This is a genomic window from Paraflavisolibacter caeni, assembly GCF_025628885.1.
Taxonomy (GTDB): domain Bacteria; phylum Bacteroidota; class Bacteroidia; order Chitinophagales; family Chitinophagaceae; genus Flavisolibacter; species Flavisolibacter caeni.
This window is the reverse complement of record NZ_JAOTIF010000001.1, coordinates 600,133-624,041: the sequence shown is the minus strand read 5'-3', so window position 1 is coordinate 624,041 and position 23,909 is coordinate 600,133. Positions and strand designations below refer to the sequence as shown.

Annotated in this window: 17 protein-coding genes; 2 read left to right on the top strand and 15 right to left on the bottom strand. The window is 42.6% G+C overall.

Going from position 1 to position 23,909, the window contains the following annotated elements; all coding sequences use genetic code 11:
- Positions 1-165: 165 nt before the first annotated feature.
- From OCK74_RS02600 to OCK74_RS02580, 5 genes are all read right to left on the bottom strand, one after another.
- Positions 166-2,634 carry a glycoside hydrolase family 95 protein gene (locus tag OCK74_RS02600; RefSeq protein WP_279295426.1) on the bottom strand — a complete coding sequence of 823 codons (2,469 nt, stop codon included), beginning with the start codon at positions 2,632-2,634 and terminating at the stop codon, positions 166-168.
- A gap of 161 nt (positions 2,635-2,795) precedes the next feature.
- On the bottom strand, positions 2,796-4,457 hold the full coding sequence (locus tag OCK74_RS02595) for a glycoside hydrolase family 43 protein (protein ID WP_279295425.1): 1,662 nt from the start codon (positions 4,455-4,457) through the stop codon (positions 2,796-2,798).
- Positions 4,458-4,515: 58 nt separating this feature from the next.
- The gene (locus tag OCK74_RS02590; RefSeq protein WP_279295424.1) at positions 4,516-7,605 is read right to left on the bottom strand and encodes a glycoside hydrolase family 2 protein; all 3,090 of its coding nucleotides are present in this window, start codon (positions 7,603-7,605) and stop codon (positions 4,516-4,518) included.
- Between the two features lie 87 nt (positions 7,606-7,692).
- A complete protein-coding gene (locus OCK74_RS02585) occupies positions 7,693-8,874 on the bottom strand; it encodes a FecR family protein (protein ID WP_279295423.1) in 1,182 nt (393 codons plus the stop codon).
- A gap of 94 nt (positions 8,875-8,968) precedes the next feature.
- Positions 8,969-9,571 (bottom strand): RNA polymerase sigma factor, encoded by a 603-nt coding sequence (locus tag OCK74_RS02580; protein WP_279295422.1) that lies wholly within the window; start codon positions 9,569-9,571, stop codon positions 8,969-8,971.
- Between the two features lie 300 nt (positions 9,572-9,871).
- On the opposite strand from OCK74_RS02580, the gene OCK74_RS02575 reads away from it, so the two are divergent.
- Positions 9,872-11,023, top strand: coding sequence for an NAD(P)/FAD-dependent oxidoreductase (locus OCK74_RS02575; RefSeq protein WP_279295421.1), 1,152 nt, complete (start codon positions 9,872-9,874; stop codon positions 11,021-11,023).
- Between the two features lie 162 nt (positions 11,024-11,185).
- On the opposite strand, the gene OCK74_RS02570 is transcribed toward OCK74_RS02575, so the two are convergent.
- From OCK74_RS02570 to OCK74_RS02535, 8 genes are all read right to left on the bottom strand, one after another.
- Positions 11,186-12,874 carry an alpha-L-fucosidase gene (locus OCK74_RS02570; protein WP_279295420.1) on the bottom strand — a complete coding sequence of 563 codons (1,689 nt, stop codon included), beginning with the start codon at positions 12,872-12,874 and terminating at the stop codon, positions 11,186-11,188.
- A gap of 92 nt (positions 12,875-12,966) precedes the next feature.
- Positions 12,967-14,574 carry an alpha-L-fucosidase gene (locus tag OCK74_RS02565; protein ID WP_279295419.1) on the bottom strand — a complete coding sequence of 536 codons (1,608 nt, stop codon included), beginning with the start codon at positions 14,572-14,574 and terminating at the stop codon, positions 12,967-12,969.
- A 44-nt stretch (positions 14,575-14,618) separates the two neighbouring features.
- Complete coding sequence (locus OCK74_RS02560) at positions 14,619-14,801, bottom strand: hypothetical protein (RefSeq protein ID WP_279295418.1); 183 nt, start codon at positions 14,799-14,801, stop codon at positions 14,619-14,621.
- A gap of 16 nt (positions 14,802-14,817) precedes the next feature.
- On the bottom strand, positions 14,818-15,006 hold the full coding sequence (locus OCK74_RS02555; protein ID WP_279295417.1) for a hypothetical protein: 189 nt from the start codon (positions 15,004-15,006) through the stop codon (positions 14,818-14,820).
- A gap of 179 nt (positions 15,007-15,185) precedes the next feature.
- Positions 15,186-16,685: a RagB/SusD family nutrient uptake outer membrane protein gene (locus tag OCK74_RS02550; protein ID WP_279295416.1), complete on the bottom strand. Its 1,500-nt coding sequence runs from the start codon at positions 16,683-16,685 to the stop codon at positions 15,186-15,188.
- A gap of 21 nt (positions 16,686-16,706) precedes the next feature.
- Complete coding sequence (locus OCK74_RS02545; RefSeq protein WP_279295415.1) at positions 16,707-19,775, bottom strand: SusC/RagA family TonB-linked outer membrane protein; 3,069 nt, start codon at positions 19,773-19,775, stop codon at positions 16,707-16,709.
- 138 nt (positions 19,776-19,913) lie between these two features.
- Positions 19,914-20,330 carry an MFS transporter gene (locus tag OCK74_RS02540; RefSeq protein ID WP_279295414.1) on the bottom strand — a complete coding sequence of 139 codons (417 nt, stop codon included), beginning with the start codon at positions 20,328-20,330 and terminating at the stop codon, positions 19,914-19,916.
- Between the two features lie 47 nt (positions 20,331-20,377).
- On the bottom strand, positions 20,378-20,707 hold the full coding sequence (locus OCK74_RS02535; RefSeq protein ID WP_279295413.1) for an L-rhamnose mutarotase: 330 nt from the start codon (positions 20,705-20,707) through the stop codon (positions 20,378-20,380).
- 206 nt (positions 20,708-20,913) lie between these two features.
- Here OCK74_RS02535 and OCK74_RS02530 point away from each other — a divergent pair, with 206 nt between their 5' ends.
- Positions 20,914-21,801, top strand: a complete 888-nt coding sequence (locus OCK74_RS02530) for an AraC family transcriptional regulator (protein WP_279295412.1) — start codon at positions 20,914-20,916, stop codon at positions 21,799-21,801.
- Between the two features lie 4 nt (positions 21,802-21,805).
- Here OCK74_RS02530 and OCK74_RS02525 read toward each other — a convergent pair whose 3' ends face one another.
- The gene (locus OCK74_RS02525) at positions 21,806-23,305 is read right to left on the bottom strand and encodes a lipase maturation factor family protein (RefSeq protein WP_279295411.1); all 1,500 of its coding nucleotides are present in this window, start codon (positions 23,303-23,305) and stop codon (positions 21,806-21,808) included.
- A gap of 81 nt (positions 23,306-23,386) precedes the next feature.
- Positions 23,387-23,848, bottom strand: coding sequence for a hypothetical protein (locus OCK74_RS02520; RefSeq protein ID WP_279295410.1), 462 nt, complete (start codon positions 23,846-23,848; stop codon positions 23,387-23,389).
- Between the last annotated feature and the right edge of the window lie 61 nt (positions 23,849-23,909).

The following is a 23,909-nucleotide window of genomic DNA, read 5'->3' as shown; positions in this document are numbered from 1 at the left end:
ATGGCGATAATCCAAATCTGGCAATTATTTGGTGTAAACGAAGTTGTAAAGAATTGTTACAACGCTCCAGTCAGTCATTTCTCAAACCTTATTTTATTAAAAATAAAAGGAGGGGTTCCCCCCTCCTTTGCTTGCCATTCGAAACAGTTTTTTTGTTTTACTATTTTATAATGACCTAAGTATATACACCCTATTTGCCTGTGTTGACAGGTCATACTCGTACGTTTTCTTCAATTGAGGTTTATTCAACTTTGCCTTCTCTGAAATGAGGGGGTCCTTAATCTGCGCTACGGTATAAAAAGAATTCGGATTCACCCCTTTTGCTTCTTTAAATGGTACCTGGCCCAAAACGCTCAGTGGATCATATACCCTGATCCTGCAATTACCTCCTAATTTAGACGTCACCTTCACCTGGCTAACTTTCCCTTCCTTCCAGCTTATATCCAGCAAAAAACCTCCTCTCGCCACAAGCCCCTTTACAGTGCCATTGGGCCATGCATCTGGCAAGGCTGGCAAAATATGAATAGCTCCATCATGAGACTGTAGCAGCATTTCGGCAATGCCTGCCGTACAACCAAAATTACCGTCGATCTGGAAAGGAGGATGGGCATCAAATAAATTAGGATAAGTACCGCCATGTTCACTTTTTGCTTCTATAGGCGCAGGCGTCAACTGGTCGGCTATCAGCTTGTAAGCTCGATTTCCATCGAGCAGGCGTGCCCACCAGTTCACTTTCCAGCCCATGGACCAGCCGGTCGATACATCACCCCTGTACACCAGGGAAGTTCTGGCCGCGTCAAACAATTCCGGATGGCGGTATGGAGAGATCTGATTACTTGGATACAAGCCATACAAATGCGAAATGTGACGGTGCTTGTCATTGGGCCTGTCCCAATCCTGCATCCACTCCTGCAATTGACTGTGCTGGCCTATTTGCATAGGTGGCAGTCTTTGGATCATGGTTTGTAAGGTATCAGCAAAAGCGCCATCAGTACCCAATATCTGGGCCGCCCTGATAGCATTGGAAAATACATCAAACACCAGTTGGTTGTCCATGGTAGTCCCGGCAGCTATAGAAACACCACTCTGGTAAGAGTTTTCCGGCGACATGGAAGGAGCCACCACCAGCCATTTGTTTTTAGGTTCTTCCTGCAAAACATCCACGTAAAAAATGGCTGCCCCCTTTACAACAGGGTATACCTCCTTTAAAAAAGCCTTATCACCGGTGTACAGATAATGCTGCCATAGATGTTGACTCAGCCAGGCTCCGCCCATGGGCCACAAGCCATAAAAAGCACCATCTACCGGACCAGTGATTCTCCACAGGTCAGTATTGTGGTGAACAGCCCAACCCCGCGCCTCGTACATTTTGGAGGCACTTTCTTTCCCGGTCTGTGCCAGATCCTTAAGCATGCCGAAAAGCGGCTGGTGCATTTCTGGCAAATTAGTGACTTCGGCAGGCCAGTAATTCATTTCTGTGTTAATGTTGATGGTGTACTTGCTATCCCAGGGTGGGGACACCTTATCATTCCAGATACCCTGCAAATTGGCTGGTTGCGTACCTGGCTGGGAACAGGAAATCAACAGGTAACGTCCAAATTGAAAGTAAAGCGCCGCTAAATGTGGGTCATTGCCTGAAGCAAATTCCGCTATACGGACATTGGTAGGCTTTCTTGCAGCCTCCGTAACACCCAGATCCAAAGAAACCCGGTCAAAATACTTGCGGAAACTCTTGATATGTTCTGCCCTGGCTGTAGCATATTGCTTGCGCACAGCATTAGAAAGGAACATTGCTGCTTTTGCGGCTGCATCGCCACTGAGGTCTTTATAAGTCTTAAAGTTAGTACCAATGGAAATATAAAGAGTGGCTACATCAGCACCCCTGATTTGCAGACTGCTATCTGTTGTGCGCACGCTTCCCCCTTCTACTTTGGGCTGCACCTGCGCCTCAAATTGTATCCGCCCTTTTTTATTGTCAACATCACCGCTTTTTCCGGAAAGTATAAGTTTGCTACCCGCAGCTTTCACATTGTACACTTTATGCGGACTGTTCATCACCAGGTTGCAGTTAATGCTTTTAGGTTTACTGGCAGTCAGCCTTACAATGATCACCCCGTCAGGAAAAGAAGAAAAGATTTCACGCCTGTAGACCACCCCACCAACTTTGTAAGAAACTGTAGCTATGGCATTTTGAATATCCAGATCACGGTAATAGTCTGTTGCATTTTCCTGGCCAGGAAAATGAATAAAGAGATTACCTACAGGCTGGTAAGGCATGCCATAATTATTATCCGGAGCAACCTGCCTGGGTATTTTGCTGTTCGCCTGTTCCTGCGCTTCTTTATACTTTCCTTCAAAGATCAATTTGCGAACTTCCTGTATGGTTGGATACAGGCCCTCCACCACATTGTTGCCTGGCTCTCCGGCCCATACGGTTTCTTCATTGAGCTGCAATTGTTCCTGAGCAACATTGCCAAAGATCATAGCTCCCAAACGGCCATTACCAATGGGAAGCGCCTCATTCCAGTTCGATGCAGGCTGTTGATACCAAAGTTTTAAATTGGATAACTGATTATTTTGCGAAAACGCTTGCCCATAAATGAGCAGCAAAACAAGAATATACGACCGGATCATGATAAACTTATAAATTGTCTTAACCTGTTTTGAATTCTTTGCTAATACTAATTGATATTGAATATTCCTGCGCTTGCCCCATTTTCGAATACAACCTTATTTTTAACGGCGGATGTATTAGTATTTACAACTTTTATGTTGCTGCTTTCTGTATTTAAAGATTACTGAATAGGCTCTACCCTGAAATAGTCGAAGTCTGCATAACCTGCATCATTGATCTGGGTCTGCCTGGTGCAGAACAGCCCCACCTTCGCACCGATCCACCTGCCTACTTCAGCTGTGAACTCCTCGCCCACTTCTGTGTACTTCTGTCCATCCACACTATAACTAAAGCGACATTTTCCACCCTTGCTCACTTTCACTCTGAAGAACACAGTGGAATCCTTCATCTTCATTATCTCCTGCTCCACTTCAGGTTTACCTCTTTCGGCATCCTTACCCAATGTATAAACCAGGTAAATCCCATCCTTTTTGCTCTTCAAGGCCACATTGGCATAGCTGAAGCCCATGATGGTCAGTCCCGCCTTTTCATTTTCCAGCTTGTTGTTAGGGGTAAAGATCATCTTCGTAGTCACCATGAACTCCTCTGCGGGAAATTTCTGCAACAGCACATTGGGCATATCCCAAAGATTGCGGGCACTGTCTGCCTTATCTGAAAACAACCTTAAGCTTCCTTTGGCTGTATTCAAGAACGCCCAGGTGCCCTTGGGATTGGCCATCCACTGCCACTGCAGCCCCAACACTGTCCCATTAAATTCATCACTGTCCGGAGGAGTAGCTATGGGATAACTCTTGCCCACATTGGGCTTTTTGTAGGTCAGCACCGGCTCTCCTTTGCCATCTCCATCTTTGTCCACGCCAATCACTGGCCAGTCACCTACCCACTTCATCGGTTGCAGGTGCACAATCCGGCCATAGGCTTCTTTGTCCTGGAAGTGGAAGAACCAGTCCTCGCCTGTAGGGGTAGTTACCCAAGCCCCTTGGTGGGGTCCATTGATGGGAGAAGAGCCCTGGTCCATCACTACCCTTCTTTCATAGGGTCCATACACGCTTTTTGAGCGCAGTACCAGCTGCCATCCTGTAGGAACACCTCCTGCCGGAGCAAAGATGTAGTAGTACCCATTACGCTTGTAAAACTTAGGGCCTTCAAATGTAGGGTCCAGTTCATGACCGTCATAAACCATCACACCCGCATCCAGGGTTTTGGTACCCTCCGCGTTCATTTTTTTAACCACCACAATGCTTTTGATACTTGCCCTGCTGCCGGCATAGGCATGCACCAGGTACACCTGCCCATCATCATCCCAGAGCGGACAGGGATCGATGAGTCCTTTACCGCCTTCCACCAGCACTGGCTCACTCCAAGGACCAGCGGGATTTTTGGCTTTGGTAAGATAGATGCCAAAATCCGGATCCGGGTAATAGAGGTAAAACTCCCCTTTGTGGTAGCGGATGGCCGGAGCCCACACACCATTCCCATGCTGGGGTTTGGAAAAATGTTCAAAAGGTGGTTGGCGTTTAAGAGCATATCCGATTAAAGTCCAGTTCACCATATCCTTAGAATGAAGAATTGGTAAACCAGGAATATCTTCAAAGGAAGAAGAGGTCATATAATAATCATCTCCAGCCCTGCATACATCAGGATCAGAATAGTCGGCATGAAGCACCGGGTTTTTGTAAGTACCATTGCCCAGGTCAGAAACCCAGACTTTAGAAACAAAGGGCTTCTGTACTGCCACATTTTTAGTGGCCACACCACCATCTTTTTGTGCTGCTGCACTCAAAGCAGCTACACAACCAAAAGCAAACAAAGTTCTTTTCATCAGTAGTTCTATAGTAATAATTAAAAGTTGAATTGTTTATAGTTTATAACCAATGGCCCTAATGTTTGTTTGCCACAGGCTCCGCAGCGCTGGCGCTATCCGCCTTAGGCGGACTGGGGAGAGACTTGGCCTGCTCTGCATACTTCAACATATTCAGCAACAATTGCAGTCCTACCACGTTAGCAGCATTTTTTTGAGACGTATTGAAAGTAGTCATGGCAGCATTCTCGCCATCTCCTTCCGCCTTCTTTTCCATCTTCACATCTTTCAAACAAGAGAATAGATCCAGGGCAGACAAGATCACTTTCCTTCTTCCATGTGGTATCACACTCAACGCAGAATATACTTCCTGCTTGTGATCGGACACGCATCCTACAATGGTTTCTCCATTGAAAATACGCAAACCTAAACGGTTTTTATTGTAAGTAGCAAAGCATTGGTATTCCCAATTAAACACACAATTCTGTGGCAACCCTGCAAATAAAGGATGCTGCTTTACAAAGTAATTACCACCATACCATGTGGTACCCAACTCTTTCAGACCGCGATAATCGATTACTTCCTTACGACCTAAGAAAGTAGCCCACTTCTCAATATTTCCTACAACAATCAAAGTATTACCTTCATTTACCCATTCCAGTATTTCTGTTACCAAAGGATTACCAGTTTGCTGAGGCTCGAATGCTCCAACCACCAGGTATTTCCCTTCTGGTCTTCCGTCTTTAAACTCTTTGAAGTTGTTGACACCTGCAGATTGTAAAAAGTTGGTCAACACTCCACTGGTATCAGCAACCATTCCCATAGCAGGAACGCCTGTAGCATCCAGGCGAACAGCGAACAATTGGTCATCTCCTGTAGCAACTGTTCTATTACCTCTTTTCAATTCAGCTGTAATTGTTGTATAACCTTCCGAAGATGGAACAAACATCAAACCTTGCGTCAGTAATTCTCCATATTTAATACCTCCCGAAACCTTTACTGGTACCGTTTTGCTCCACACAACCTTTCCACCTCCATCAGTTGCTTTCACATTGAGTTCGAAGTCACCCTTCACATCCTTTTCATTCACGATGAATAGATCTACCACTGTAGTATCTCCAATAGCCAATACCTTGCGGTTCATCTTCACTGCCACATAAAGCGGTTGATTATATCGGGCAATCAGGTTTACATCTCCCTTGGGATTACGATAGTTATCAACAATACCAGAGTGGTTTTCCAGTTTCATGCTTTCCCAGCCATTTACTGCATAACCATCAACAATGTTGTTGATGCGGATGTTTTCTATAGCCCTGCCCTGGTAATAATAAGCTACATTACCCATTGCCTTGGTCAATGCATCTACAGAAGGAAATGCCTTGCTGAAACCTTTTGTTTTTAAGAAATTGTCATAGGCTTCATACCACTTCAGGTAAGCATCGCTTTCCCAGCCAATATCCTTTCCTCTTTTCAAAATATCATCCCTGATCAGTTCCAATCTCGGCGGAGCACCAATGGCGCCTTCCTCTCCATAGTAAATGATCTCGTCTTTATGATCAGTATAGCGCAGGTATTTGGTCGGACTACTGTATAAGTTATCATGATATGTACCAGGCCCTCCTGCATGGTGCTGGTCAAACCAACCATAATCCCTGAATGTAAAATCATAAGGAAGTAAGTGAAGTTTGAAGCGTGGATCTGGTCCCATCTTGATATCACCATTAGAGGAATTGTATGTAATGATCCTGGTTTCATCCAACTTGTGTGCAGCAAGCATTTGTTGCCTGTCCTGCTCCTGCGGCTGTGCACCACGTTCATTATGCATATTATAAATGACAAGTGAAGGATGATTGCGGTCGCGGCGGATCATACGAAACAACTTTTCATTGCGGACAGTGAAGTAGTAACTTGCCTGCATCTTACCCAACGAATCAGTAGCATTGAATCGATCTGCAGGATACTGGTTGCCGCCAGGTTCTTCAAAGTAAAGAAGCCCTAATTCATCAGCATAGTCCAATACAATCTGCTGACCAATGGTGCGGTGGAAATTGAGCATATTTAATCCAATGCTCTTGGCAACCATAATTTGTTTTTTAGCCAATTTATCTGACGGGGTAATGCCATTGATTGGCCAGAAGCCCCAGCTAATGGAGGTACGCAGTACAATGCGATTCCCGTTAAGATAGTATTGTTTATCACCGGCTACGTCCCTTACTTCGAACCAACGGAAACCAAAGCGCTTGTTTAAAGTATCAATAGAACTGCCGCTTTTTAAAGTAGCAGTAAGTACATACAAGTTTGGATCATCAACACTCCAAAGCTTGGCGTCATTAAGAGCGATTGTAAAAGTCTGGGTGTTGCTTCCGTCTGCAACATTTTGAACGCTATATTGTTTTTGAAAAACCATTTTCTGCGCACCTTTTGCTTCTTTGATCTGTATCAGCAAAGCGCCGTTTACAGGTTGACCTGAAACATTTTCAGTAGTAACAGCTACATCAACCTCGTTCTCCTTAGGCTTATTCTTCACAAAGATGTCGCTGATGTAAGCCTTATCCGTAGCTACAAGTTGCACCTTGCCAGTAATGCCTCCAAAACCGTGAGTAGGCTGAGTCCTGTAAGCCCCCCACATAAAATTTTGAGAATCACGCCAGTCAAAGTTCCCATTGGGATCAGTGATGCGCACAGCAACTTCATTCTCCTTACCATAGACAACAGCATCTGTAATATCCACTTCAAAAGGTGTGCTGTTCACCAGGTCATAGCCCACCAGCTTTTGATTGACAAAGACTTCGGCCCTGAAACGTACTGATTCAAACTGGAGTGTGATGCGTTTGCCCTTTAATGTTGCAGGTAACGCAACCTTTGTGGTAAACCAGGAAACACCCAAATAATTACCCGATACACCAAAGGGATTACCGTTATTACCCCAGTAAAATTCTTCAACGGTTGCAGGAAGATGAACCATTTTACCGTTAGCGCTCTGAAGTGCAGCCCACCCACCAGTGGGTTTATTGACAGGTAACTTTTGTATAGCAACCGGAGGCGTGTATAAAACATCATTCTTCCACTGGGCTGCAGTATCCAGCCACAGTTTCCAGTTATTTCCTGAAATATTTTTTACAATTCTACCTTGCTGTGCAGAGACGTTTAAGGAAATAAAAGATAACAATAAGCAGATAGTTTTGGTTTGGATTTTCTTAAGGAACATCATATTTTAAAATTATGGCAGCGTTAATAATGGCAGCTTTAGTTTTTATTAAGATTTCACGATGATTTTCCTGCCTTCTATTTCAAATTGCACCTTGCCTGTAAGTTCTAGTATCTTTAAAAGCTGCGAGATATTTACATTTCTTGAGATCTGTCCGGAAAACCGCTCCGAAATTTTATCCCTGTATTCAACTTCTATATCATACCACCTGGACGCCTGGCGCAGAATGGTCTCCAGATCAGCACTTTGAAATTGAAACAGGCCATTTTTCCAGGCTATTACTTCATCAAGGTTTACATCATTTTCTACCAGGATTTGCTCACCCCTACCTATCGCAGCCTGCTGTCCGGGTTTCAACATACGGGTTTGTGTGCCTTTAGAAACTTTTACACTTCCCTCCAGCAAAGTGGTAAGCATAGCCGATTCATTATTGTAGGCATTGATATTAAAATGAGTACCCAACACTTGTATGTCCGTCCCGTTGACACGAACATGAAAAGGCATAGTAATATTCCTGGCCACTTCAAAATATCCTTCACCCTTTAGCTCCACCACCCTTTCCTTCCCGGCAAAAGCTGCGGGGAAATGAAGGCTGGAGGCAGCATTAAGCCAAACCTTTGTTCCATCTGCTAAAACCAATTGGTACTGCCCACCTTTAGGCGTGGTGATCGTGTTGTATAAAATTTCATTCGGCTTGCCATTCTGAGAATGATAAGATACTTGACCGTTATCAAGCATTATAATTTTCACCATATCCTGCTGCGCCAAAGTTCCTTTCCTGGCACTATCCAGCACAATTTCAGTTCCATCAGCCAGTCGCAATATGGCTTTATTACTGCCGGGAGCAATATCTTTATTTACTTTGGGTTGTGTGCTGATAGCGATTTCCTGTTTTGTCTTTTGTGATTTCCACAACCAAAAAGCCCCTGAACCAAGTAATAAAATGAATACTGCCGCCACCGCCATTCGACGCCAATTCATGCGCACCACTTTTGCCGATTTCTCTTCCCTCCTGATCGCCTTTTGTACATTTTCCTGGATCTGGCCTAATAACGCACTGTCTTCATCAGACTCAAATGTGTGTTCCTCCAGTTCTTTATCTAAAATAGCCTCCAATTGCTCCTGGTGCTGTTTTTCTTCCAGCATCCTGTTTAGCTGCACACGCTCTTCCTCAGAAAGAGATCCTGACAAGTATTTTTCCAATAAAGCTTCAACAGATATCTTATTCATATTTTTTCAGATTGAGACCTTAACGGCACAGCAATCTTCAATATAATTAAAGACGCATTGAATTGACAATAGGGGTACCTGTATTTAGACTTTTTCAAAACTTAACCGAGTTTAGTAAAATGATAAAAAATATGGTAAGGTTTACCTCAGCATGTGTTCGCATGTATGTCCTTAGGAAATTCAATGACCTGCCAATATGTTTTTTTACCGTCTCCCTCGACAGATTCATCTGCGCTGCAATCGCTTCATAAGAAAGCCCTTCATCCCTACTTAATAAAAAAGCTGTTTTCTGTTGCTGGGGCAACAATTCAACGGCCGTCTTCAAATGTTGTTGCAACTGTTTGAAAGAAAGCTGCTGGTCAGGAACAACTCGCTCTTCCTTATAAACATCCACAACATCCGGATCAAGCGGATTAGCTAACTTCTTCCTTAGTTCGCTAATAATGTGGTTTCGGGCCGTGATAAACAAAAAAGAATCAAAACGCTCAATTTGAGGAAGCGTCTCCCGTTTTTCCCAAATCTTTATAAATACTTCCTGTACAATATCCTGTGCCTGATGGGATGACTTCAAATAGGTAAGAGCCTGACCATAAATATTGTTCCAATAACGGCTCACCAGGACCGCAAAGGCTTTTTCATGGCCCTCTGCAATTTGCTGCAACAAGAGTCTGTCATCGCTTAAAGCGTTCTTATCCATATGAATCCTGATTGGCCGCTTCCCGGAAAATTTACCAGGGCTTTCAAAATTAAGCAAATGAACACTTAATTGAATGACAACACTCAATTTATAATACGATTTTAAGGCCACTTACTCAATAGCACTACCAACAATAATTAAAATAGTACCATTTTTCATTAATATAGTAGTTATCATCTTCATTACACACCTAAGAGCCTGAGAATCAAATAGCGAACCCCAAATTGCTTTGATTACATTTTTGTTTGGATTACATTTAAATGATAGATCAGATCTATAACCGCTCTAAAAAATATTCATATGAAACTACGTGTCGTGGTTTTAGGTGCCGGATTCGGAGGTCTTGAACTCAGCACCATTCTTTCTGAAAAAATGGGAGATCAGCTCGATCTTACCCTAATAGATAGAAATGATTCATTCTTTTTCGGATTCTCAAAGTTAGATGTCATGTTCGGTCAAAAAGCACCTGAAGATGTACGACTCTATTACAACAACATCCGGAAACTTGGTGTAAAATTTATCCGGGACACCATAACTTTCATAGACCCTGTAGCAAAAATTGTAACAACACAGCATGGCACATACGAAGCCGATGTATTGGTAATTGCGTTGGGTGCGGATTACGATATTGCGGCAACAACAGGACTTGCAGAAGGTGGGAATGAATTTTATTCTTTTGCAGGTGCAGAACGTTTAAGAAATGCACTGCCTACCTTTTCAAAGGGTAAGGTAATTGTAGGAGTGTGCTCTGCCCCTTTCAAGTGTCCTCCTGCGCCAAGTGAAGCAGCTCTGCTCATGCATGATTATCTTACCCAGCGTGGTATCCGCAATGAATGTGAAATTAGTATTGTCATGCCCTTTGGATTGCCAATTCCCCCATCCCCGGATACATCAAAAGCATTACTGAAAGCTTTTGCGGAACGCAATATCAATTTCATTCCCAAACATTTTATTAAGGCCATTGATCCATCGCATAAGGTTGCAATTCTTGATGATGAAACTGAAATGCCTTTTGATTTGTTTTTGGGAATTCCCAAACATTGTGTTCCGGAAGTGGTTGAGAAAAGCGGTATGACGGTGAATGGATGGATCCCTGTTGACCGGACAAATCTTAAAACCCAATATCCTAATGTATATGCTATTGGCGATGTAAACAGCGTAGGTACACCTAAAGCCGGCGTGTTTGCAGAAGGGGCTGCAAAAATTGCTGCGGCATCCATTGTTAAAGAATTTAGGGATGGAGAACAACCATTACCTTATAAAGGAGATGGCACGTGCTATGTAGAATTTGGAGGTGGCCAGGTGGGGAAAGTATATGTTGATTTCTTTTCAGGTCCTTCACCTTTTGGTATCTACACAGAAGCCTCTGTTGATCTTGTTGAAGACAAACATCAATTTGGTTCCAGTAGAGAAGCCCGTTGGTTTAATGGAACTCCTAATAGCGCATCATGAAATATTCTTTTCTATAACCGCTGCTGTCCATTGGACGTTGAGCGCCTCCTACCGCTGTACTGCGGGTAGGATCTGGTTTATGTCTAAGATCCAACAGTTGAATTAATAAATATATGCTTTAGCATAGATGGTGTCGATCAACTGTTTTGACACCAGCGATAGTTATTTATTTATAGGGTTTCCGGTTGCTGTCCATGTGGGTGAATTCATTTTTAGTCCAGTAATTTTTAAAACATAAGCAGCATCACAAGGTGGGACGGATGGTAAATTTACCTTTAAACCAGTAGCATTCTGACTGAAGGTAAGCTGACCTTTTGAGCCCAGCATAGTAACGGAGGTGATCTTACCTTGAAGCGACTGACCTTGTGCAAGAGATGAGATAAGTATTGAAGCACCGGGCCATTTACCAACGATGATGGCATAGAGCGCATCTCCTTTAACAGTAAAGCGGATCTTATGCGGCCCATCCTCGCCAAATTGAATCCAGTTATGCGTACCGTAGATGGCATCGCCATTCACATCAAGCCATTTACCAATATCGAGCAAAGTTTCCTGCTGTTCCTGGGGAATGACACCGTCTGCTTTTGGTGAAAGATTGAGAAGAAGAGTGCCGTTCTTACTTACAATATCTACTAACGTTCCAATAATCGATGCCGCACTTGCCACACCCATATCACTGGTATATCCCCAGGTAGAACCGATCTTACTGTCTACCTGCCAAACCCCTGTGCGTATGCCCGGCGGGATTCTTCCTTCAAAATCAAGAATGGAGCCGATGGTTGTAATATTGGTGCCTGCAGGTGCAAAGGCCGCTTTTTTAGTGCTTATCGAAACTTCCTTACCCCATTGTTTTGCACGGTTGTAATAGTAAGCTGCTATCTGAAGCTTTAAAGGGTCAAGGTAACGCTGGTCAATACCATTGTCGAACCATAACATATCGGGCTGGTATTTATCAATCAGTTCTACATTGCGCTCAAACCAGTTAACTAAAAAATTCTGGCAAGCCGTATCGCTTCGATCAGCTACGTTGTAAAAGCCTATCCAGTTCGGGTCGAAAAGGTCAGCTTTTTCCGCTTTCATCTGTTCCAGCATGTCAGCAGGGGGATTGATGAACTGGAAGTTTTCTATCCCATGATTAGATACCCCGAATTTAAGGCCCTGTTTACGCACTGCTTTGCATAGTTCGCCAATGAGGTCACGTTTTGGCCCCATTTGTTTGGCATTGTAAGGCGTAACCTTGCTATCCCACATGGCAAAATTATCGTGATGCTGAGCAGTTGGAATTACAAACTTTGCCCCCGATTTTTTGAATAGTTCCGCCCACGCATCTGCATCAAATTTTTCCTGGTTAAATAACGGTATGAAATCCTTGTAACCGAATTTGTCCTGCGGCCCGAAATGTTCGCTATGCCAGGCAATCATATCCTTATTGCCATACATGTGCTTTTCGTACCATTCACTTTTATAAGCAGGTACTGAATACAACCCCCAGTGCATAAACAAACCAAACTTTGCTCCCACAAACCATGAGGGCACTTGATAATTGGCTTGCAGGGATTTCCAAGATGGCTTAAAAGGTCCAGGCGGAAGTTTAGATGGAATCTTTTTTACTGCCCCCTCTACTACCTTAAGTGTTGTTTCCGGCGCCATATCGAAACCGTAATCATTTCCAGCTTCGCCTATTGCTGTGTTGAGTGGCCTTGTAATCGGAGGATCGTGTTGCGGCATGCCGGACTTCGCGGCGGGTAGCGTTTCTTTAGAGGTCGCCTTTATTTGAGCTTCTGCAGGTAAAGTATGTTGGAACATGAAAACAGAAGCGCCAAAGAGTAAATGCATGAATCGTTTTGTCATAAGAGATAGATATCAATTTCTGATGATATAGGTTGACATGTTTGTCCTGGTCATTTCTTTGTTAGACTTCGGAATATTAATCTTTGTATGAACTATATAAGATCAACACCGGTAACCTTTAAAGTATAAGCATTTTCACATGGCTTTTGAGCAGGTAATATTACTTTTAAACCTTCATTATCCCTTGTGAATTGAACCTTTCCATGGCCGAGTAATTCAACATTATCAATCCTGCCCACTTTCTGCTCGCTGTTCGTAGACAAAGGTCTGATCACGACTTGCTGCCCTTCTGGCCAGCCCATAAAGAAAGCGTACAAGTCCTTGCCTTTAGTAGTAAACCGGACATCTTCATGTGTAAATTGTTTGCGGTTTCTTTCATTAAATTGCTGGGCCGAATTCACTTCTTTTTCATTTTTGGTTATCTGTGATTGCGGACCCTCTCCATAGATCTTCCAAGGCCTTGTTGCATAAATGCCTTCGCTGTTTACTGCCATCCATTTTGTTATCCCATCCAGAACCGTTAATTCATCGTTATCCAGCATACCGCTTGCTGGTAACGGGAAGTTGAGCATCAGGTTTCCATTACGGCTTACAATATCTACCAACAGGTCAACTACTGTTTTTGTTGATTTATAACGACCTACTCTTTCCCTATTGTAATGCCAGTCTCCAATACAGGTATCGGTTTGCCATGGCTGCGGCCAGATGCTCTCCACTACACCACGCTCTACGTCAAATACGCAAATGCCAGTTCCCGGAGCCGAATCTTCGGGTCTCTTACTGGTATATACCGCCTGTGTTTTTTCGCCATTTTTATTAGCGCTTTTATTATACAAATGCGCTAATATGCTTAAGCCATGTTCTTCAAAAGGCATATGACCATCACAATACAAAAGATCTGGTTCATATTGATCAACCAGGTCTTTTATCCTATCGAACCAATGCCTCTTCCAACTTTCAGGAATACCATTTTCATCCCAATCAAGCTTGCGATTAAACACTTCTTCGCACCGGCCATAATAGTCAAAATTCTTTGGATCTGCACCATCATAAGGAACTCCTGCCAATGGACCATCTTTATCACTCCCTTTACTGGATGAAAACCATTTATAGGTAACCCATAAATGATCACTGATACCAAATTTTAAACCATGCTTCTGTGCTGCTTTTTTAAAGAGGCCCACTATATCTTTCTTTGGTCCCATATTCACAGAATTCCAGCGGTTATGTTTAGAGTTCCACAAGTCAAAATTATCATGGTGCACACCCATAGTCATAAAATATTTAGCACCAGCTTTTTTATATAAACCAAGCAGGTAATCGGCATCAAACTTTTCAGCTTTCCAGGCAGGTATGGTATCCTTGAATCCAAACTTGGATGGATGACCATAAGTTTTCACATGGTGTTCGTATTGTTTATTACCTTGGATATACATGTTACGGGCATACCAGTCGCCAGCTTCAACAGCCGATTGTGGGCCCCAGTGCGCCCAGATGCCAAACTTTGCATCGCGGAACCAATCCGGAATCTGGTAACTCCTTAAGGAAGCCCTTGTCCCTTCAAATTGTCCCTTATCTATAGGCAAAAGTTCAGTAGGAACTTTGGTACCCGTATTGCTTAATGCAAGAGCAGGATTCAGTTGCAAAGCAGGAACCCCTATGGCAAGGCTCTTTAAAATGTTTCTTCTTGAGATAGGCATTTTATATCGTTTTATTTTTAAAAAATTGAAGAAATTATTCTTGATCAGCCGATTTCAATCATTGCTTTAATAACTCCATTGGCTGGATTTAACCACTGTTCAAATTCATCTTTCACCTTATCAAACAAAACCCTGTGTGTAATATAAGGTGTCGGATCTACTTCTTTACTCTTCATAGAAGCAATCACATGTTGAAAGTCTTCTCTTGTTGCATTGCGGCTGCTCATTAAGGTGGCCTCTCTTTTATGAAATAGCCAGCAAGAAATAAGCAATATAAGAAGCCGAATCAATGAAGGCTGATTGGGCATCACTCAACTGGCAGGCTTTCTTTAAATGCGGAATCAAGATAGGATTCAGGTTCAAAGCAAAGCCCCATAAGAAGAAAAGAGAAGTAATCAGAATGATGGCAAAGCTCGTTTTCGCTGTTTTCATTGAATATGCATTAATAAATGAACAACTGTATAATATGCTTTTTTGCCTTGGCAGAATACTACCATTTTAAATTAGGTAGTAACTTAAAAACATTACTAACCTAACTTAAAATGGTATCAATCTAAATACATTGTACTTTACTACGTTCCTGTAATATCCGAATCAGAATCAAAACCGATTTAATAACCAGGGTTTTGAACGAGTACTGGTTTATTTCGATCAACTTCAGTTTGAGGAATAGGCCAGAACTCATACTTACTCTCATATTTTGTTTTAACAGTAGGAGCCAACGGATTGGGAATGAAGCCATTTAACTTTTGTTCTGCTATGCCCCATCGTCTCAAATCAAAATAACGTAAGCCTTCCATAGCAAATTCCACCCTTCTTTCATGTCTTATACGTTCCCTCATTTGATCTTTTGACAAACCTTGCGGTAGTGGCGGCATATTAACACCTGGCCTGGCTCTAACTTCATTAACCTGCTGATAGACAGAGGCATCCGGTCCCACTGCTTCATTTTGAGCTTCAGCATACATCAGCTTGATGTCTGCAAAACGTAACAAGACATAATCATTATCATCCAAAGCACCATAATCTGGATTCACCAAGCCAGGTGTCAACCATTTTTTTACAGCATAATAACCTTCTATCCAACTGTCTTTTCCTGGAGTGGCTACTGAAAGATCGCCAGTAAATGGCCACCCTTCAGCTTTGGTATCACCGGGCATGAAAAACGTCATGGTCTTTCGCGGATCTCCAGCCTCATATTCGTTGATGAGATCCTTGGTACCCAGCTCACCTTTCCATCTTTGCAAGTGAACCGCAATAGCAACATCCTGGTGCTGGATATTGGGAAGCAGGTATTTCACAGAAAACATAATTTCTTTACTATTGTTCTGATCTGGCTTATAAAAATTAGATGCATAATTGGGATTCAAAGAATAAAAATTGTCAGTAATAATTTGCTTGGCAAGAGCAGCCGCTTCTGCATATTTTTTTTCAAAAAGCAACACCCTTACTTTATAACCTTGTGCAGTGCTTTTTACTGCATGACCCGAACTATAAGTTGTATTTGGCAAGGCGGCAATGGCTGAATCCAGGTCGCTTTCTATGAACTTAAGTACATCAGCTCTTTCTGATTTAGCTAATCCATTTTTATAATCCATCCCAAACGGATCATCCTTAACAATAGGTACATTTCCATACAATTGTGCAAGCCAAAAGTAGTTGAAGGCCCTTAGAAAATAGGCTTCACCCTTATAAGCTGTTAATTTATTCCCCGAAAGCACTTTACCAACATTGGCAAGAAATGAATTGATAGCTGCAATAGCACGATAATTATTGACATAATAGTTCGCTACAAATTCGCTTGATGAAGGCGTAATACCCGATCTAAGCGCAGATGTACCACCACCATAATTATATTGGCCATAAGAATCGTCACTGTAATTATCCCAAGACACGATTGTGTATTGCGAAGTTGCATAACCTCCACCGCTAGCATATAGGTAATTGTATAAACCTGTTAATGCCAGGTCTGCGTCTGCTTCTGTCTTCCAAAAAACAGTAGTAGATAATTGATCTGGAGGAGTCACATCTAACAAGTCCTTTTTACAGGAGCTAAAAAACAAAGAAGCAATGAAACAATAGTGTATGATATATTTTGAATAAGATTTCATATTACACAATTTAAGAGGTCGTTAAAACTGAACATTGGCACCAAAAATAAAAGTCCTGATTTGCGGGTAGGTTACATAGTTACCATCCCCTCCTCTTTCTGGGTCAAGGCCTGGATATTTACTAAACGTTTTTACGTTATCGGCAGAAAAATATATTCTTGCTGATTTCATTCCAGCTTTAGCAACCAAACCAGTAGGTAGCGTATAACCTACCTGGATATTCTTCAGCCTTAAAAAAGATGCATCTTTCAAAAAATAAGTAGAACGATAATTCTGAACCGGTGCATAACTATCTGCTACATATATTTTTGGCATTGAATTGGTTGGATTGGTTGGTGTCCACCTGTTTCTCCAATCAGTAGTAGGAACAGATCCTTGCCTGAAAGGTTCTATACCCCAGCCGGTGACATAAGTTTTTTGGCCTTCCGATCCGTATAACTGGGCGCTGAAATCAACATTCCTCCAATTGGCTCCAAGATTGACTGCATACTGGTAAGAAGGATATTTACCGCTTATATAAGTACGATCTTTGTCATCGATTATTCCATCTCCGCTTATATCTTTTATTTTTAAATCACCTGGTGTTGGTGTCACTGGTTGCTTGGGTGATTTATCAATTTCTTCCTGGCTTTGGAAGATACCATCCCAAACATACAAATAATATTCATCCAGCGGGTGCCCTTCTTCCCTAATGGTTGTATTACCAATTTCGGTTTTACCATATTCTTCCAATGTGTTTTTGTACGTCTGGAAGTTAACGCCAACATTATAAGAAAAGTCATTAATGATTCTATCTCTGAATTGTGCGGAAAATTCTAATCCTTTGTTTCTAACTGCACCATCATTGATGGTAGGCGCATTTAAACCCAACCAAAGTGGCACTTGAGAAGTTCTCAATATATCAAAGGTGTATTTGTTGAACCAATCTGCCGTTAAAGAGAATTTATTATTAAATGCAGTAAGATCCATTCCTATATCAATGACCCTGGTGGTTTCCCATGTTAAGCCGGGATCAACCAATGTACTTGCAGAATAACCCGGTGATATTGTGCCTCCAAACACATAGTCCCTGTTACTGAGGGTAGGCTGGTAAGGATAAGTACCGATATTCTGGTTGCCCAGCTGGCCCCAGGAACCCCTGATTTTTAAATCATTCAACCAACGTACATCTTGTAAAAAGGATTCTTTTGAAATTCTCCATCCTCCCGAAAATGAATAAAATAAACCCCACCTGGTATCTTCTGGTAAACGGGATGTTCCATCATAGCGGATACTAGAACCTAAAAGATATTTATCCTGGAAATCGTAATTCACATTTCCGTACAGAGAACGGATTGCCCATTCAGAAGAGGTACCATTGTTGGTCATTCCATTAGTTGGCCCTGCATTCAACTCTCTTAAAAGGTTGGTTGTAAACTGGGTGCGACCGGCATTAAGATTGCTGGCCTGGTTATGTTCCTGCTGGAAGCCGCCAAAGGCAGAAACATTATGATCGCCCAGCATCTTCTTATAGCTTAATTGGCTATAATAAACAGTGTAAATATTATCACCTCTTCCCACATTCAATCCAGGTGTTCCAACATCCAATAGTCCTGCCGAACTCATATCGTTATAAAAATAAGTTTGCACGACCGGCCTGAAATCATTTGATTTAAATGAATTATAATTCAATCCAGCCCTGTTTTCCCAGGTTAATCCCTTTAAAATTTCTATATCCATAGAAAGGTTACCCTGCAAATAATAATCATCTGATCTTACCCTAACATCTTCGCCCACTAATGCCACAGTGTTTTTATTTCCCTGCTCATTTGGGTAAGCTCTTTTGATCCACTTACCATCAGGTGACTTTGGTGGATAAAGTGGTGATTGAGCAAGTGTAGAGAGGAACATATCACCCGAACCTTGGGGTGGGTATTTCCTGTCACCGTAACGAGCTTGCAGATTCGTACCAATTGTTATACGCTTATTAACTTTTGATGATAAACCAAGATCCATGGTATATTTCTTATACTCAAATCCTATCATCGTTCCTGGTTGATCAGTATATCCAAGACCCAGACTATAACTAGTATTTTCCTTACCACCGCTAAGATTTAAATAATGATTATGGGTATAGGCTGTTTGAAAAAGATCATCCAGCCACTTATGGTTGGGATACTTAACCCTGTCAGTTGCATTTCTATATAAATCAATTTGCGCCTGTGTATATAATGGCTGGCGGCCTGAGTTTCTGTATGCCTCATTTGACAATTCCATATATTCTGCAGAATTGCTAATGACATCAGGAAGGCTGGTGGGATTTGAAATGCCTAAATTGTAATTATATTGAAGAGAGAAAGCTCCTTTTCCCTTCTTTGTTTTCACAACTATTACACCGTTGGCACCTCTTGACCCATAAATAGCTGCAGAAGCAGCATCTTTTAATACAGTAACAGATTCAATATCATTTGGATTCAATACAGTCAAATTGCCCGGCAAACCGTCTATAATCACTAAAGGGTCATTACCAGCACCACTAAATGTGCTAACACCCCGGATCCGCAAACTCACCCCTTCATTACCTGGCTCTCCCGATCCTTGTATTACTTGCAATCCAGGCAATTGACCCTGAAGTAAAGTAACAGGATTGGTCGCAACCCGCTTATTCAATTCCTCTCCCGAAATACTAACTGCAGCACTTGTTAGTTTTCTTTTAACCTGCGTACCATACCCTACCACAACTACTTCACTCAATTTTTGGGTAGTAGATTGCAATTGAATATTTAAAGCTGTCCTATTCCCTATGGCCACTTCCTCATTTCCATAACCAACTGAGCTAATTAAGAGCGTAGCATTTGGTGGGGCACTAATTGTAAAATTACCGTTCGCATCTGTTTGCGTAGCTGTTTGGGTTCCTTTTACTTGAATGGTAGCACCTGTTAAAATTGAATCCCCGGCAGTCACCCGACCTTTTATTATGTGCTGGGCATACAAAATGGATGATAAGAAACTAAAAGCTATAAGAAGATAAGGCCTAAGGCTTTTTCGGGAACGTATAATTCCCTTTTTGTAGAAGAAAGGTTTCCTCCAGGTTTGCAAGCAATTTTTCATGACTATTTTTTAAATTTAAGAAAAGATGGCACCAAAAGGCTGCTTAGTTAAATGAGGTGGATAGTTTTAGATTTCTTTTGAAAGAACATCCCTGTAGAAACAGGAACGTTTTGGATTGTTTGCCATATGAAAATCTTACTATTTACTACAATTTAACTTTCGTAACCGCCAAATAGATTTGATGTGTTTTTGTAACAATATTTTTTCCCAATAAGCCAGCCCGCTAGCTATAATAAATAAGGCACTGAGAAAAAATGCATAAGACCTTGTTGCAGCTGCTGGATAAAACAAAAAGGCTCCAAATGCAAATAAGAGAAGGCCAAGGATAATACCGCCCTTGTAACCAAAACGGTTCATGAATTTACCGGCCGGAATAGCCAACAAGAAATAAGCAATATAAGAAGCCGAATCAATGAAGGCTGATTGGGCATCACTCAACTGGCAGGCTTTCTTTAAATGCGGAATCAAGATAGGATTCAGGTTCAAAGCAAAGCCCCATAAGAAGAAAAGAGAAGTAATCAGAATGATGGCAAAGCTCGTTTTCGCTGTTTTCATTGAATATGCATTCAAACAGCCCCTCATCCCACTTTTACTTGCTGCTCCTATAACTGGAATATCTTATCCATCAAAATCCACTTTTCCCCTGCCTTCGCCCAGGGAAGTGGTTGCTGAAATTTCCACATGAGACGCTCCCATTCCTGCACCTTTTCATTAGCCTCATCCATTACAGATTTCCGCTCAAACGAAAATGACTCATCTGTTTCCATGATCATAAACAGCCGGTTGCCAGTCCGGAAAATCTCCATATTCAGTATGCCGCTATCTATAATACTTTCTTTCACTTCAGGCCAGACCATTTGATGCCAGGCTTCATATTCAGCAATAAGAGCAGGATCTTCATTAAGATCCAGGGCTAGACAATGTTTTTTCATACGCAACTTGATATACTGGCCTGTTGTTCATGAATACAACCCAGTTTTTTTTATTAGAATATCCTGCTCGTTTATTAATAAACAAAAGGTTTACAATTGTATGATCAAAGTTAACTATGGTGCACACCGGAACTGTTATCTGTATTAGACTTTCTTTTATCTGAATCCGACTATTTTTATAAATTTGTTTACCAGAGAAATTAATTATGAGCAGAAGATGGTTAAACCACTCATTCTCTTTATTGCATGTAGACCATGTACGATTAAATCATAAATGGAATTATACCAATGTAATAAGCCCTTATTACCGTATATATTATATTGATGAAGGAGAAGGCTTTATATTAAGCTCGAAAGAAACTATAAAACTAGAAGCCGGATACCTTTACATAATCCCAAGTTTCACTTTATGTAATTTGAAATGTTCAGCTACGCTAAGCCAATATTTTCTTCATTTATTTGAAGAATCGCCCGATGGTATCTCTTTATTCTCCAACAACCGGACGCTGATGCAAGTACAGGCAAATGATATAGATATTGCTAACTTTAAAAGGATACTGCAAATAAACCCTGGCAGGGGTATCAACCGTTCAGACAACCCCAAAGTATACGAGAAGAATGTCTATTACAAAGAGTATCAGGAATTAAATAACATGCAGCGTGATGCTGTATACTTGGAAACCCAGGGGATTATTTTACAATTGCTCTCCAGGTTCTTAGATTCAGAGAAATTCAAACAAAAAAATGCGGCTTCCATTCCCTCAAAAATCTTAGAGGCAATAAGCTATATACAGCTCAATTTAGATAAGGACCTTACAGTTGTGAATTTGGCAAAAAGGGCGAACCAGAACCTGGATTATTTTTCAAGGTTATTCCTACAATATACTGGAGAGAGACCTCATGCATACGTTCAGGAAAAGAGGATTGAAAGAGCACAGTACATAATTACAACTACCAATAAGTCCTACTCTGAAATAGCAGAAGAAACAGGATTTGAAAGCCTGCCCCATTTCTCAAGAATCTTTAAAAAGGTTACCAGTCTGACGCCTGGTCAATATAGACAGCAAAACCACTCGTTTAGTATGTTTCAATAACCTCTTACACAACCCATCCTTCAATTTTCAAATAACCGAGCAAGCGCGGATCATCAGCGGACATAGCTGGAAGCCAGAGTTCGATTGGCTCACGGTCCCACCAAAGGCCCTCGGGATTACCCGGAGGTGCAAAGCAGTAATGATACAGCACTGCCCGGATATAGCGCGGTGGCTTGTCAGGGAAGGGATTGACAGCAAACAAACCCACAGCACCAGGATCATTATGAAGGAGCTTCCATACTAGATGCAGCGTCCAGGGATACCTGTTAGGCGACCCCATAGCGGCGAACCACATCTGCCAGTCAAGGCGCAACTGGTAGGGCGCTATCTGGGGTGGCCGCTTGTCCAGGGCGACTGGTAAGCCTTTGTAGATATAGGGTTTCCAGTCGGCTCTGTCGCTGGGATACTCGTCGCTTGTTCCCTCAAACACCACATTGAAACGTTCCTTTCCCACTGTTCCGAAGGCCCCATAGGTATTGACAAGGCGCAGCGGGTTGAAGGAGGTGTTCATGACCTGCCGCCTGGAGGCTAGGTTCTTGACAGGACGATAACTCAGAAAGCCAACCACTGCCATTACTATATAAGCGGTTACTTGCTGAGGAATGGATACCCTGGCTTGGACAGTAGCAATCTGTGCCTTGCGGACAAGCCAGCGGGGCAGCACCTTTGCCCAGAAGCCATCGTCCATACAGGCCAGGCCAGGGATGATCGTCAGCCAGTTTAAGATTGAGAGGTTGCCGCTAAGGATAATACTGCCCTGGAAGATTACGATCACTGCCCCCGCAACCTGCCTTGCTAGACGTGGCCAGAACACAAACCATGGCGCACCCAGTTCGGCCAGGTGATTGAACCACACGCCCATTTTCAGAACTGGACGTGGCAGGAAATGAAACCACCGGCTCAGGGGATTGGGAATGGGCTGGGTCTCGAAGTGGTAATAGAGGGCGGTGCCTTCACGCCATACCACATTCCCGCGGATCTTGATCAACCCTGAACCAAGCATGATGCGAAAGATCAGCCACCGGAACAGAACGATGATGGGCAAGGGCGGTGCGTTACGGGGAAATGGATGCATGTCAAGTAAGGGACATAGAAAAATAGCTAGGAATCCGGTCTCTGTAAGTTGGCTCTCCCAGCCGTATCCATACCACTCCTGCCCTACATGAACAATAGATAGATAAAGAACCCAGAGCGCGATCAGCAGTGGGACATTGGCATATCCTGCAATGACCACGCAGGAAAGCACCAATCCGGTCCAGGATACTGTTAAAAGAGCTTTGTCAGAATGCCGGTACCAGAAAAGTGAAGGCAAGCGCCTGATGGCGGCTCTTTGAGAGCCCAATACACGACTCACCCGCTTCAGGTAAGGCCCTACAGGAGTCAGGCCCTTAGAGCCGATCAAAGGAAGGATCTGCCGCACAGCCACAAGGAAAGCTACCCCATAGATGACTCCAACCATCCGAAGGATCAGAAATCGGGTCAGCCAGTTCCTTTCACTTTTCACTTATTAAAGTTAATGCTTATGCCTCTTTTCTGCTCCTGCCGGGCTTTGAATGTCATTCAGCACCTGTCTTGCATTGGCCAGCTATTCCACTTCTTCTCCTTCATCACCATCCTTGGTATAAATGGCAATGGCACCGCCAGGCGCACCCCATCCTCCCAAAAACGGGCTTTTTATAACCTTGATCATGGCAATGTCATGCACAGGCAACATATTGAGGAAGCCGGCATCTACACGGATTTCATCAACAAAGATGGCAGCGGGTTGGTTGCGCAGATAAGGAATGCGGATGTTTCTGTTGGTATATACCTGGAGGCCAGCCACCCTGCCTTGCAACCAATCCAGTACATTAAAGTAGCTATTGGCCCCAATGGCATTATTGTCATTCACCAGGTCAAAGTAGGTTCCATCAACAGTGCTGAAAAGTCCACTGGTGTATTTTTGATCCAGCTGTTCTTCCCTGCCAAGAGGTACATGACGGCCTCTTTGGGCAAAAGTTGCTATGGTCAGAAGTGAAATAAGAATGGTAAGTATGCACTTTTTCACGGTTTACTACTCCTTTGTATTTCAGCTAATATTTTATCCCGAAATACACTGTTATAACAGA